Raw genomic sequence first — 11,908 nt, 5'->3', positions numbered from 1 at the left:
CCCTCCACCGCGAGGCAGAGGGGCTGGGTTAGCTCGGGCGCCTGGTAACAGGCTTAGCCTTATTGGCTGCCTCATGCATCCCGTCGATGCGGGTGGCCAGGTGGCGGACGTCATCCCGAATGCCGGATACGGCACCGAGGATTTCGTCTTTGATTTCTCGCATGCCGGACTTGGTGACGTAGGTTTCGGCTGTATGCAGCCGGTGAGCGGCGAGGTCTTCAGCCACCTTGTCCGCTCGCTCCTTGGCGCTGGCAACGCGGGATTCAAAGTAGCGCCAGTACCCGAAGGCGGCGCCGACCAGCGTCACGAGACCGAGCAAAGCTGTCATCAACTCAGTACTCACGGCACCACCCCGCAAAGCTTCGCCAGCTTTTCGTTCTCGCGAAGAATTTGCCGCTTTGTCTCTTCCGTCATCTTGTCTTCCACACTGGGGCGCACGGCCCGCGCGACGTCGCAGAAATTACCGCTTGCCGTCACGCATCCACTTAGCGAGACCAGCGTCAACATCAGCGCTGCCCATACCTTGAACTGCATCTTCGACGCCCCTCGCCTTCTTGATTGCTTTTGAATTGTTGCGGGCCTGCTCGGCTTCTGCGTCGGCCTTGCCGTCGGATCGGCCATAGAGGAAAACGCCCGCGAGTATCGCGAGCGCCATGCCGGCAGCGGCCAGGTAGCCTTTGAGTTTCAGCCAGAGGCCTAGGAGTATCGCCATCCTATGCCTCCCGACGCGTGCGCTGGATCAGATACCCAATACCCACGCCGACGCCTGCCAGCATGGCCACGGCCAAGGCCCACTGGACCGGCCCGCTGCCCATGGCAATGGCGCCAACGGCAGACAGCAGGCCGCCGAGCGGACCCCAAGCCTCCGGCTTCTTCAGAACCTCGCCGATGCCGGTATCCTGGCCGTCGGCTTTTGCGCTGCCCGAAGTCTGCACCTCAGCAACCGGCTTTTTTGCCGCGGCCAACCGGAGCGCATTCCCGACAACACCGAGCTGCGTCTTGTACTGGCCTTTGGGGTCTTTGCCCGTGACACGGATAGTCCAGCCACGGCCGTTTGCCGAAAACCCAGTCTTGCCGCCCAGCGACCGGAGGAAACGCATCCGCTCTTCGCAGTAGTCCCCGATGAGCATCCGCACGCCGCCAGGATACGCTCTCACAGCCGCGATCGTTTGCTCGCCGATGTGTCCGTCGATCTTGCCGGAATAGCCGCCCTTGGCCGCAAGAACCGCCTGTAGTGATTTCACGGCGCGGTTGGGGCCAGAGTTCACGCCGAAGTCAAACGCAGCGTAGTCTAGGCCCGCCGGCAGCACGTCGCCGCCCGATTGGGACCAATAGGACCGCTGATAGATGGCAGTTGCTTCCGCCAACGTCATTGCTTTGACGCGCTCCGCGGTCACAGACGCCACGGCAAGGTGGGCTGCTAGCGTCTTATGCGTCACGCCGTACTTGGTCGGGCCGCCGCGGTCAGTCTTCACGTTCACATAGCCGCCCTCGTGACCAAACATGAGGTCGAGGGCGGCGGGAAGGGTTTCCCGAGCCATAAAGGTCTCCTTGGATTTTGGGGATTAGGCGGCAGCACATCGCCACAATGGCGGACGATCGAGGGCTCAGAAGAGCGTTTACCAACTCAGGCGCGCAAGGTCCGGACGAGCCGGACGTACGCGAGGATGCTGCGCGAGAACATGGAAACGTTAATCCAAAGCGCTTCCAGTGGCAGGAATTGTCTATTTGGCTCGCCACTGTCGACGAAAGTAATAATCCGGAGAACGCTTCGAAATAAACTATCTTCAGCTGCTATGGCGTGTTGCGTATTTATACGCCGTTAACTATTATTTACCGCATACCGCGCAGCACTGAGACAGGATACGAAGCCATGAAGATTTTTGACGAAGTTACAGGCGTGTCTCCTGAATTCATAGTCACGCGTAACGGAAACGCTGTCGACGTATCCTTTTACTATGGCCTCGCAGGATACGAAGACGAAGAGGCAGGATTCATCGTCTTCGAAGGAGAGGCCAATGTATATGTCGGGAGCTACGGCGATTCGATGTACACGTCGCTTGGAGGAGACCGGCCTCTCTGGACTCAGTTCTTAGCGCCGATCACAACCGGAGTGACATACGCGGGCTCTTACGACTTGTGGGATTTCGTTGATGGCACGCAGTTTCAGTTTGAGTTCGATGTCACTCTTTTCGCCACGAGCGCTTCGTTCATCGGATCTCAGAAAGTAGATATTATCTTCGGATCGGTCGACGGGGACAGTCTTGCCGGCGCGGGCGGCGACGACTTTATGGAAGGCGACGGCGGAAACGATACGCTCGATGGCGGGACCGGAAAGGACACCCTTTACGGCGGCACAGGAAATGACACCTACGTCGTCGACAATGCATATGACAAAGTCATTGAAGCTGCCAATCAGGGGACCGACACCGTCAGAAGCAAAGTCAGTCATACTCTGGTGAACAATGTTGAACGGCTGGTATTGATCGGCGGGGGCAACCTCAACGGTGCTGGCAATTCTCTCAGCAATGTCCTGGATGGAAACACTGGCAGCAACATTCTTGATGGCAAAGCGGGTTCTGACGCCATGTCCGGCGGCAAGGGCGATGACACATATATTGTCGACAATGCCGCGGACAAGATTACCGAAAAGGCGAACGAAGGGTTTGACCTGGTCAAGACTTCGCTGACATTCGAATTAGGCGCAAACGTCGAAAATCTGACGCTGACCGGCTCTGGATTGGTCGACGGCTTTGGCAACGCTCTAGACAATGCAATCACGGGGAACGACAGCAGGAACGTGCTGGATGGTGATGCAGGCGAGGACTATCTCGATGGCCGCGACGGCGATGACATTCTTCTGGGCGGCGACGGCGACGATCTGTTGATCGGAGGTACGGGCGGCGACCGCCTCTATGGCGGCAATGGTTCGGATACTTACAACGTCGACAACACGCTTGATCGGGTGGTCGAAACTGTGGGAGGCGGCGAAAACGATATGGTCGGAACCTACGCCAGTTTTGTTCTCTCAGCAGGCTCAGAGGTGGAAACGATTATGGTGATCGATTCTAGTGGCACAGGCTCGATCAATCTCACGGGGAACGAATTCGGCCAGACCATTTCGGGCAATGCCGGTGCAAACACCCTGTCCGGGGAAGGCGGAAACGACATAGTGAATGGCGGCGGCGGCGCGGATACGATGATTGGCGGGCTCGGCGCCGACAAACTGTACGGCGGTGCTGGCGCGGACAGGTTTGTGTTCCGGTCTGCCAGCGAAAGCGACATGGCTGCACGAGACACGATCTACGACTTTTCCCGTGCGGCGGGCGATAAGATAGACGTATCTGCCATAGATGCGCGCACCACCATCTCGGGCAACCAAGCCTTCACCTTCGTTGGAACGAGCCAGTTCAGCGGAACGGCCGGTGAGCTGCGCTACCTCACGAAGAATGGCGACACATTCATCCACGGCGACCTGAATGGCGATGGGGTCATCGACTTCTCCATCCGCCTGGATGCTGCAATTAATATTAAGGGGACTGACTTCATATTGTAAGCCTCTTGTCATGCACCTTGCGAGGCTGCCAACGGTCGCGGTGAAGGTGGCCACCACCCGGCCGCTCGCCGGGTGCATGTTGCTTATTGCGATCATGTTCCCTCCACTGGGCGAGCCGACCGAAACCGGCCCGCGCCATCCGCGTTAGTTCGTCACCGCCGCGTAGTAGCTCCCCGAGAATCGCACAGCGAAGGTGGGATTTATTTCTGTGGCCACCATCGCCGTCGAACCCGTCAGGCCGCTGCGATAAAGGGCAGCGGTTCCCTGCCCGTTGAGTGCTTGAGCACCGCTGAGGTAATTGCCCGCGGGAAGGTTCCCATTGCTGAAGTGCGGCACGAACACAGCCGGACGCAGTACAAGTTGCGACCCAGACGGAACGCCTGGACCAGGCATGGTCAGCCGGGGATTGTTGGCGTCGGCGAGCGTGCCCTTCGTGGCGATCTGGAGGTATCCCTCGAACCGGATGAGATCCCCCAGTCGGTCATAGCGTCCAAACTGCGAGCTATAGGTCGCCTCATTTCCGAGGGCGCTCATCGTGCTTCCACTCACAAGTCGCGGCGTCCATTTTCGTGCCATCATGACCGACTTCTCAATCTGCATCCGACGGAGGCGAAGTACTCGGCCGCCCGAGTTGTCTTCTTTCACTTCAAACACCGCGAATTCGCCACTGGGGAGGCGCTGGGGTACGTGATAGCCGGACGTCGCTTGCATGTCTGTCGCGCTGTCGAAATATGAATCGAACCCATCGCCGCCATTGGCGAGCACGTCCTTGAGGGTACCGGAGAACCAGCGCATCGTATCATTTGCACGACTGCAGACCCCCAGGACGACCCATACAGTGCCGTAAGGATCCCGGACAATGTCCACGGTTGGAGCGACGTCGGCGGTCACGCTACCGAGCACATCGGTCAACTTTGTCCACGTTACTCCGTAATCCTCCGTTACCGCGACCGACATGCCGGCGGAGTTCTTCCGGCCGACGGCAACACCGCAATTGCCCCAAAAGGCAACCTCCGTTTCATTTTCGGCGCTGCCCGAAAAGATCGCCGAGCCCATTGTCCAGGTGGCTCCCATGTCCTCGGACACCCACAAGCGCACGTCGTTCGTGTCAGTGCGGTACATGGTGAAAGCCATCCGAGACTTGCCCTCACCGGGAATAACCTTGATCCGACCATAGGCTCGGGCTCCGGTCGACGAGTGGGTGAAGATCACCGATTGTGATTCCCACGTCTTGCCGCTGTCCCCCGATCGCATACGCCGAACGGGTGCGGCGCCGCCGACGATTGGTAGATCGGTGTAGATGGCGAGAATGTCGCCTGCCGGGGTGATGCCAAGGCATACGTCGCGGTAATCACGCCCGGATGGCGAGGCTAGGATAGCGGAAGGCCCGGAAACGAGATCGCCGTCTGCGTCGTAAGACCAGAGAGTGGCGCCGCCATCGTCCGAGAACATGTAAAGGATCTGCGACTCGATGGCCGTGTGAACCGCCGCGCTCCTGAACATCCAATGAAGGCGATTCTTGGCGGCTTCGAAGACCATGCTTCCGAAGTGCCAATAGGAGTTTGGATCCGAGGTCGAAAGCAGCACCTGTACTTCCGACGACGAACTGAAATTCGCTCCGGTGATCACCGGATAATCAACGGCTGCGGCAACTCGTGCCGAGGCGATATCGAGAGCGGCTTTCGCAGCCGTGCTGATCCGTGTCGGCCCAACATCAGCCAGATCGCCCCACCAGCCGCCATTCGCCGAATCTGTACCTTGCTCATCGGAAAGGAAACGATCAGCGCTCCGATGCTTGCCGCCAGCAGAGGGCTCGCTGTCGACACGGACGCGGAATCCGTCGATTTCATTGATAAACACTCGGTCTATGCGCGCGGGGACCGCTGCGGCTTGCGCATCGGAGACGGTCTTGAAGACAACAGAGCCACCAGGAGAAAACATCTCGATCAGCGGGCGCTGCACATTGTCGTCACCGACGTCAGCGGCCGGCACGAGGGTGCTATAGGAAGCCGTATCCCCGCCGTCATCAAGGCCAGAAATAACCATCTCCGGACCTTCAGGCCCGCGAATGTCGACCGCGTCTCCTGCTGCATCCACGAGGCCGGTAGGCCCAACATACTTGCCCGTCGCCGGCTTGGTGCCCTCGCCGCCCTGCCAGTCGACAATGCGCTGCACGCGGCGCACGCCGTCGGTCACAGCTGAGAACACGGGCGTCCAGCCGCGGTTGCCCTTGATGAAGCCGAGGTCCGGCCATGCGCCGGCATTCTTCGGGCCGTAGAGCTTCTGCTCGTCCGTCCGGCTATCGAGCCAGAAGTCGCCAATGCGTCCGTCAGTCATGACGGGAGCGCGGGCGCCCGTAAGGATGCCACGCCCATCGACACCTTTTTCAGGAGACGCCAGATAGACGGGATTTGAAAGCTGTCGCGTCATAGATCAAGGCTCCGGAAAGGTAATGCCAGGGGAAATCGCAAGCGTGTGCGGCCCGCTTCGCGAGCGGACTTCCGTGGTCTTGTTTTCAAAGAGGAGGTCGAAGAGGAACGGGCCGGGCTCAACTGCTTCGATGAGTTCCCAACCGACGTTGATCTCAAGTCGGCGGCCCGGAGCGTCGGCAATCACCAGCCGCCCGTTTGCCGTGGTGAGATCGAGGAGAACGGTGTCGTCGCCTTCCTTCTTGACGTGTAGCCAGATGTCGTAGTCGTCCAGCCGCCAGCGATCATTGACCGTCCCGAACACCATGGTGTCGATCCAGTCAGTGCCGGCGGCAACCGTGAAGGCTGCCATGATGATTTCCTTGGGATTAGGATTCGAGGGTAGTCACTCGGTCAGTGAGCGACTGAACCTGCGCGGTTAGGGCCGCGATCTCGCGCATGAGGAGTTCGACGTCCGGCGACCACACGACGGCGTCGGTCGCATCTACAACCTGAATGACCTCGACGTGCGTTTCGCCGCCGCCAAAGGTTCGTATGAAGGGACGGAAGTAGACACCATCTGCAGGCGGCGCAGCGTCAACGTCATCTGCGCCAACGGTCGCAAGTGTGAAGACGTATTCGACGCGGCCGTCGGCAACCGTGATATCCAGCAGATTGGCGAGTTCCGTCGTGGCGGCTCCGGTCTTGTCGGACTTCAGCCAACGCACCCCGAGGCGGACGGCATCATTTGCCGGGTCTTCGGTATCGACAGCGCGTCTAACTACGAAGCGGACACGGTAGAGATGACCGGGTTCGATGCGCCACGCCGCTACAGGGGCCACGATGCCAGCACCCGCGATTTTTACGACATTGCCGTAGGCAGAGGCCACAGCCGCCGCCCCTGGCAAAGGTGCCAGTACAGCGGGGTCACCGTCGACTTCGTCGGTGAAGTACGAAATCGCCTCCCCCGGTCGGGTCGCACCGGAAACGCGGCCGTAGGTTGGGCGTTCCGCATCGGCGGCGATACGAGCGTCGGCTTCCGCCGTTAGGGCAGATTGCCGAGCTGTGATCTCTTCGGCCAACTCGACCTTCGTAGCCCGAAGATTAATCTGGCCTTGTAGCCCCGCAACAGCAATGGCCCGCGCCTGAGATTCCGCCGTGTCAGCGCTGGCCCTCGTGCTGGCTTCTGCGTTAACAGCGGCGATGCGAGCGTCGGTTTCTGCGGCGTCAGCGTCGGATCGAGCAGTGACCTCGTCGCTAAGCCCAGTCTCGAGCGTTGCGATGCCGAGCGCAGTCTTCATCTGTGATACGGTGAGGTCTGTAGGAGACCCCGCACCGGCCGCGACGCGCCCCTTGAATGTGTTTGTTGGCACATCCACCATTTTGTTATTGAGGACGGAACCAGGGCCAAGTTTTGCCGCAGTAACGCCTTCGTTTGCGATACGCAGATCCCCAGACGCCGCTTCCAGACCGCCAGTGACAACAAGGGAGCCAACCGGTCCGACATCTGGAGACGACCGCCCCAACACGCGCCCGGACCCGATGGCATTATCGATTTTGCCGTCTTCGAACGCATTGACCCTGTCTATGGCCGCGTTGATTTTAGAGATCGACCCGGTATCACCCGTCGAAATATGATCGATTGCCATGATGCCCTCGAGGTTCGGAGAATATTAGGAGACGACGAAGGAGCCGGTGGCTACAGCCGCTGCAGGCACGCCAGAGCGATTGATTGCGACCACCCAGCCGTAGCGAGTGCCGGCGGATATGCCAGTTATGGTGCGGCTGTCAGAGGCACCAGGAGCGCCATACTCTGGCGGAGAAACGAGAGTCGCCGTGCCGAAGGTGTTGGTCGTATTCCAGTAGACCAGGCTACCGGAGTAGTTCGAGCTGTTTGGGGCCGTCCAGTTGATGGTGGCCTGTCCCACGCCGCCAACAGCGCTAGCGCCAGTGACGACTCCAGGTGCTACAGGATCAGCGGTCGTAAAGATTTCTTCCGTGATAGACCAAAGCCCGTACTTCCCCTTCGTGGAGACGTATGCAGCCTCTAACTCCAACAAATCATCAGCCGGCACAGGTGCCGTGCTGACGACTATGGTTCCGCTCGACACACTGGAATCAGTAAATATCTGTTCGACCCATTCACCCGGAACGGCGCCACCAGCGTCTTTAAGGCGGTAGCGAACGGCGAGCGACTTATCGTCAACATCATCGCCTGACGGGACGGTAAGGGTAATGCGCAGAAAGACCGTGCCACTCTTTGGAACGACCTGGATTGTCGCGATTTCCGGCGTAGGAATGTCGGCAAACGCAGGTTTCGGAGGGATGGGAGGGCGCTGACCTTCGTCTGTCCCGGGTGTCCAATCGTCGATATTGTCGGGATGCTGCACGAAATCCATCGTATAGCCGCCCTTCGTAAGGGCCAGGACAGAACGGCGATTCTCGATAATGGTGTCATGTAGGGACGGCAGCCCCAAAGGAGTTTCCATCCTGACCCACCGGCTATAGACAGCATTGATGCCGCAAAGCCGCACGTCGAGCGTTCCCTTCTTTTTCTGCTGAAAGCGGCGCCAATCCCGAATGCCAAGTCGGCGGGCCTGACGCCATTGGGTGCACCACCCGTAGTCAGCCTCTTGAGCGAGTACCCTGCCCGCAACCAGTTGCGCCGCTGTGTCCTCGAAAAAGTCTGTATCTGAGGTGGTGTAGTCAGTAGATGGAAACGTGAACTTCGGAATGAGGCGGTTGCATTCGTCTTTGAATAGGACGTCGTGCTGCACCTGATAGCCGGTGATATCGCGGTCCCGCAGAGTGGTGCAATATTCCTCGCGGAACTTGCCGACGACGAAGAGCAGCGCACCGTCACCACGCTCGCAAAGCCACCCATCGCAGGCCGCCAGGATCGAATTCGTGCCAACCTTCGGGTCATGCTCAGCGGTGGCGAAACCATCGCATAGATAGCGCTTTTCGGTGCCTCCGCCCTGCAGCGGTACATCCTCGTCGCAAACGTCCGCCTCGTCCTTCCACATGTCGATAACGGGGAGTATGGCCTTGGTGTAGTCTCGCCTGTGGCCGAACTCGCTAAAGCACTGGTGCCAGGCCATGATAAGCGCGGCATTGCGGGAAAACACCCATGCCGCCGGATTAGACGGGTCCTCATCGATCCGGAAATCCCAGACGTAAGCGCCATCCACCTCAACTGAAAGTCGGGGTGCGCCGTAGGGGAAGATCGTCGTGTAGTATTTGGCCCTAGGTGTCGTCGCAACCATGGCAACGGATGCCTGGCCATCGCCACGATGGGCGGTTGTCCAAACATCTTCAGCGGTAAGGTCCGTGACGATATCGGCGTATGCGGTCTCCGTTGCCAGACCCAGACGGCTCCAGACTTTGACTTGCAAATTGTATCGGCTGTCAGCTAGCGCATTGACGGTCCCGTCAACGCCTAGCGTCACCTCGTCGTCATGCAGCCAATATTTGTTGATGGCACTAATCTTGTGCCCAGCAATAGCCTGCACAGCATAGAGTTTGGCGCCCTTCGCCTCCCACAGCATGTAAGCTCCAGCGAGCCGGCGACGTCCCACAACCCAATGGCGATACGGGATCGCCTGCATCATCGGCTGCTTGCCGTCGTCCGGCTTCGGAGGCTTTGGAGCCAGAAGGTATTGCAGGCCGATCGACAGCGCTGTGGTGGCAATGGCGGAGGCGATAGCGGCAGTCGTAATCGTGGCGGCGCCAATGGTAATGGAGCCGGTAAATCCGATGCCCACAAAGATTGGCGTGAAGATCGGGTCGTAGTGACTGGTGGTCGACCGCATGAAGGTGCGGTAGCCATCCATTTCCGCGACCTGACGCTGGATATCCTCCGACGACATACGCTCGTAGCCGCCGCTGTGCATGTCGCGGTTGAAGTAATTCAAATCGGGAGCCTCCAGACGGCTATCTCTTCGGCGCGCTGCACCACGACGCCACGCGGTGAGATCGACGCCCATAGCGGGCCGAAGCGGACAGCGCCGACCTCCGTCATCTGGACGTCGCCATAGGTCTCGCCTGCGAGCATGCGGACGAGGCCGATATCGCCGTCTTGAGGCGCGTCGACCCGCCGGCAGCCGTGCGGCACCAACTTGGCATTCATGAAATTCAGGGAACCGCCGTGGCGCGCGAGAATGGCGTGGGCTTCTGCCTTCGTGTTGTATGTCCCGCGGAGGCCGGACGCCGGGTCGATGCCAGTGCATTCGCGGATCCACGTAGCGCAGAACGTCATGCAGTCGTCGCCGCCTACCCCGCCCCATCGAAAACGATGCGGCAGGCAAAGAAAGCCCTTGATTTTCATGGCTGCCTCGTGGGCTAGTAATTCGGCCAAACCGGATGCACGCCGCGCGCCATGCGCGAGGTGTTGTCGCAAAACTTGTCCGTGGCCGAGAGCGCCTTTTGATGTGCGGAAGACCATAAAGAACGCGCTGACCGGCTTCTCGTTTCGCCGCCGGCTGCTATCGCAAGGCCGAGTGTTGTCGTTCGGTTCTGTTGCCCCGTAACAGTCGGACTAGCCTCTGTGGTATGAGAAGCCGTACCGCGCCACAGCGGGATGATCTGGCTCATCGGCTGGTAGTAGTCGTCTAGCGTGGTGATGCCGACATAAACATCGCAGCCGCGTACGGCCGGAATGCTGTCGATTACCGCGGCGCCAGTGGCTGGGTCGATGCCAGACATGGTGAACTCGACCGCGTCAGCCGTGCCGTTGACCAGCACCTCGAGCGTCGGGAGACCTATAAGCCTGCCGCCGCCCTGGTAGATGGCGCCCCCATCATCGACACTCTCGATCGTGATCGGGATGTCTTCGACACCAAACCAGACGCGAAGAGGAGGAACCGTGGCGATGTGGGTGAAAATGCCGAGTTGGTGACTAGACGCAAGCGCGTCGATGACATTGGAGGGAACCCAATCCATCAGGCCTCCAGAAATGAGAAAGGCCCAACGATTGGACCTTGAGATGGTTGTGGGTGGTGGTCGGTTAGCCTCGGTTGAAGAAATCTCCCGCTAGACGAGAACTCCGGCCACGTTCGAATTCACGCCAGCCTTGCGCGAGGCTTTGGCGTACCAGTTCCGCAATCTTCTCATCGAGGCCGGCGTCAGAAACCGTGACATTTACCACGACATCCTTTGCCTCAAGAGCAGCCAGCCGCGCGGTTAATCGGTCATATTCTTCACGTGTTACAAAACTTGTCATTTATGCCTCCACGAACCGAATGTCCTGCTTCGTCACAAAAAACGCCTCCGTTACCGATGGCAGCGTGAAATCAGCAGGAAACCGGCCAACAAAACGAGGGCGAGCGAATTCAACGCGCGTGCCGCTCGTCACTGCCTCTCGCAATGGAGGCGTGATGGCCAGTTGATATGCACCGTTGATCCCACCAGGCTGGCTAATCACCTGCCAGTAGCGGTAGGCTCTCCAGCCCTTAGTCGCATGGTAGATCGAAAACCAATCACTATGCCGCAACTTCCGGCTAAGGCCGGTCGTCGTGAGCGACAAAGTTCCGGCGCGTAGCGCGGCATTCGCCGTCACTTCGCCCCAGACGGTTTCCTCGACATAGTCGTCACCAACATCAAACAGCGATCCGTCAGAATGCGGTATGCCCGCAACTAGGGGCGTTCGAATGCCCCCAATCCTCGGGAACGGCCCCCACCAGTCGGTAGGAATAGGAACGTTCACGTTCCTGAAACTGCCATTCAGCCGAGCACCGAGGAAGTTGATGTACTCGTGCTGCTCTTCTGTGGTGATTTTGCAGCCTTCATAGGCGATCGACAGGAACCCGCCGCCGGATAACTCCGAAGCAGCCGGCTCCCCAACGAGAGGACGGCCACCTTCTATAGCGCCGCCCTTCACGTCAACTGGCGCCCTCTCCGGCGCCAGAAAGTCGATGTTCACCGTGGGCAAGCCTGTGAGTGCCAT

The 11,908-nt window shown here is 59.4% G+C and carries 12 protein-coding genes; 1 reads left to right on the top strand and 11 read right to left on the bottom strand.

All coding sequences use genetic code 11. The features are described from left to right. Positions 1–28: 28 nt before the first annotated feature. From ACT6VE_RS06595 to ACT6VE_RS06585, 3 genes are all read right to left on the bottom strand, one after another. Positions 29–328, bottom strand: a complete 300-nt coding sequence (locus ACT6VE_RS06595) for a hypothetical protein (RefSeq protein WP_444797802.1) — start codon at positions 326–328, stop codon at positions 29–31. Positions 329–460: 132 nt separating this feature from the next. Further along, positions 461–712: a hypothetical protein gene (locus ACT6VE_RS06590; protein WP_444797801.1), complete on the bottom strand. Its 252-nt coding sequence runs from the start codon at positions 710–712 to the stop codon at positions 461–463. 1 nt (position 713) lies between these two features. Next, positions 714–1,541, bottom strand: a complete 828-nt coding sequence (locus ACT6VE_RS06585) for a glycoside hydrolase family 108 protein (RefSeq protein ID WP_444797800.1) — start codon at positions 1,539–1,541, stop codon at positions 714–716. Between the two features lie 332 nt (positions 1,542–1,873). On the opposite strand from ACT6VE_RS06585, the gene ACT6VE_RS06580 reads away from it, so the two are divergent. Next, positions 1,874–3,556 (top strand): calcium-binding protein, encoded by a 1,683-nt coding sequence (locus ACT6VE_RS06580; RefSeq protein WP_444797799.1) that lies wholly within the window; start codon positions 1,874–1,876, stop codon positions 3,554–3,556. A 144-nt stretch (positions 3,557–3,700) separates the two neighbouring features. Here ACT6VE_RS06580 and ACT6VE_RS06575 read toward each other — a convergent pair whose 3' ends face one another. The 8 genes from ACT6VE_RS06575 to ACT6VE_RS06540 all read right to left on the bottom strand — a co-directional run bounded on the left by ACT6VE_RS06575 (position 3,701) and on the right by ACT6VE_RS06540 (position 11,908). Then, positions 3,701–5,986 carry a sialidase family protein gene (locus ACT6VE_RS06575; protein ID WP_444797798.1) on the bottom strand — a complete coding sequence of 762 codons (2,286 nt, stop codon included), beginning with the start codon at positions 5,984–5,986 and terminating at the stop codon, positions 3,701–3,703. A gap of 3 nt (positions 5,987–5,989) precedes the next feature. Continuing rightward, positions 5,990–6,337 (bottom strand): hypothetical protein, encoded by a 348-nt coding sequence (locus ACT6VE_RS06570; protein ID WP_444797797.1) that lies wholly within the window; start codon positions 6,335–6,337, stop codon positions 5,990–5,992. A 16-nt stretch (positions 6,338–6,353) separates the two neighbouring features. Next, positions 6,354–7,613 (bottom strand): hypothetical protein, encoded by a 1,260-nt coding sequence (locus ACT6VE_RS06565; RefSeq protein ID WP_444797796.1) that lies wholly within the window; start codon positions 7,611–7,613, stop codon positions 6,354–6,356. A gap of 24 nt (positions 7,614–7,637) precedes the next feature. Then, entirely contained in the window at positions 7,638–9,878 is a 2,241-nt protein-coding gene (locus ACT6VE_RS06560) for a hypothetical protein (protein WP_444797795.1), read from the bottom strand. Then, entirely contained in the window at positions 9,875–10,291 is a 417-nt protein-coding gene (locus tag ACT6VE_RS06555; protein WP_444797794.1) for a DUF6950 family protein, read from the bottom strand. The genes ACT6VE_RS06560 and ACT6VE_RS06555 overlap by 4 nt, the downstream gene beginning before the upstream one ends. 14 nt (positions 10,292–10,305) lie before the next feature. Further along, complete coding sequence (locus ACT6VE_RS06550; RefSeq protein WP_444797793.1) at positions 10,306–10,905, bottom strand: hypothetical protein; 600 nt, start codon at positions 10,903–10,905, stop codon at positions 10,306–10,308. A gap of 64 nt (positions 10,906–10,969) precedes the next feature. Further along, positions 10,970–11,185, bottom strand: a complete 216-nt coding sequence (locus tag ACT6VE_RS06545) for a hypothetical protein (RefSeq protein WP_444797792.1) — start codon at positions 11,183–11,185, stop codon at positions 10,970–10,972. Then, the gene (locus ACT6VE_RS06540) at positions 11,186–11,908 is read right to left on the bottom strand and encodes a hypothetical protein (protein ID WP_444797791.1); all 723 of its coding nucleotides are present in this window, start codon (positions 11,906–11,908) and stop codon (positions 11,186–11,188) included. It lies immediately after the preceding gene.

This window comes from Shinella sp., assembly GCF_052438155.1.
In the GTDB taxonomy this organism is placed as follows: Bacteria; Pseudomonadota; Alphaproteobacteria; order Rhizobiales; family Rhizobiaceae; genus Shinella.
This window is presented reverse-complemented; position numbering and strand designations above follow the sequence as displayed.

Bases quoted from the DNA above. Each gene is read 5' to 3' on its own strand.
- ACT6VE_RS06580 (WP_444797799.1), top strand. From the start codon at position 1,874: ATGAAGATTTTTGACGAAGTTACAGGCGTGTCTCCTGAATTCATAGTC.
- ACT6VE_RS06575 (WP_444797798.1), bottom strand. From the start codon at position 5,986: ATGACGCGACAGCTTTCAAATCCCGTCTATCTGGCGTCTCCTGAAAAA.
- ACT6VE_RS06540 (WP_444797791.1), bottom strand. From the start codon at position 11,908: ATGGCACTCACAGGCTTGCCCACGGTGAACATCGACTTTCTGGCGCCG.
- ACT6VE_RS06555 (WP_444797794.1), bottom strand. From the start codon at position 10,291: ATGAAAATCAAGGGCTTTCTTTGCCTGCCGCATCGTTTTCGATGGGGC.
- ACT6VE_RS06595 (WP_444797802.1), bottom strand. From the start codon at position 328: ATGACAGCTTTGCTCGGTCTCGTGACGCTGGTCGGCGCCGCCTTCGGG.
- ACT6VE_RS06585 (WP_444797800.1), bottom strand. From the start codon at position 1,541: ATGGCTCGGGAAACCCTTCCCGCCGCCCTCGACCTCATGTTTGGTCAC.
- ACT6VE_RS06590 (WP_444797801.1), bottom strand. From the start codon at position 712: ATGGCGATACTCCTAGGCCTCTGGCTGAAACTCAAAGGCTACCTGGCC.
- ACT6VE_RS06570 (WP_444797797.1), bottom strand. From the start codon at position 6,337: ATGGCAGCCTTCACGGTTGCCGCCGGCACTGACTGGATCGACACCATG.
- ACT6VE_RS06565 (WP_444797796.1), bottom strand. From the start codon at position 7,613: ATGGCAATCGATCATATTTCGACGGGTGATACCGGGTCGATCTCTAAA.
- ACT6VE_RS06545 (WP_444797792.1), bottom strand. From the start codon at position 11,185: ATGACAAGTTTTGTAACACGTGAAGAATATGACCGATTAACCGCGCGG.
- ACT6VE_RS06550 (WP_444797793.1), bottom strand. From the start codon at position 10,905: ATGGATTGGGTTCCCTCCAATGTCATCGACGCGCTTGCGTCTAGTCAC.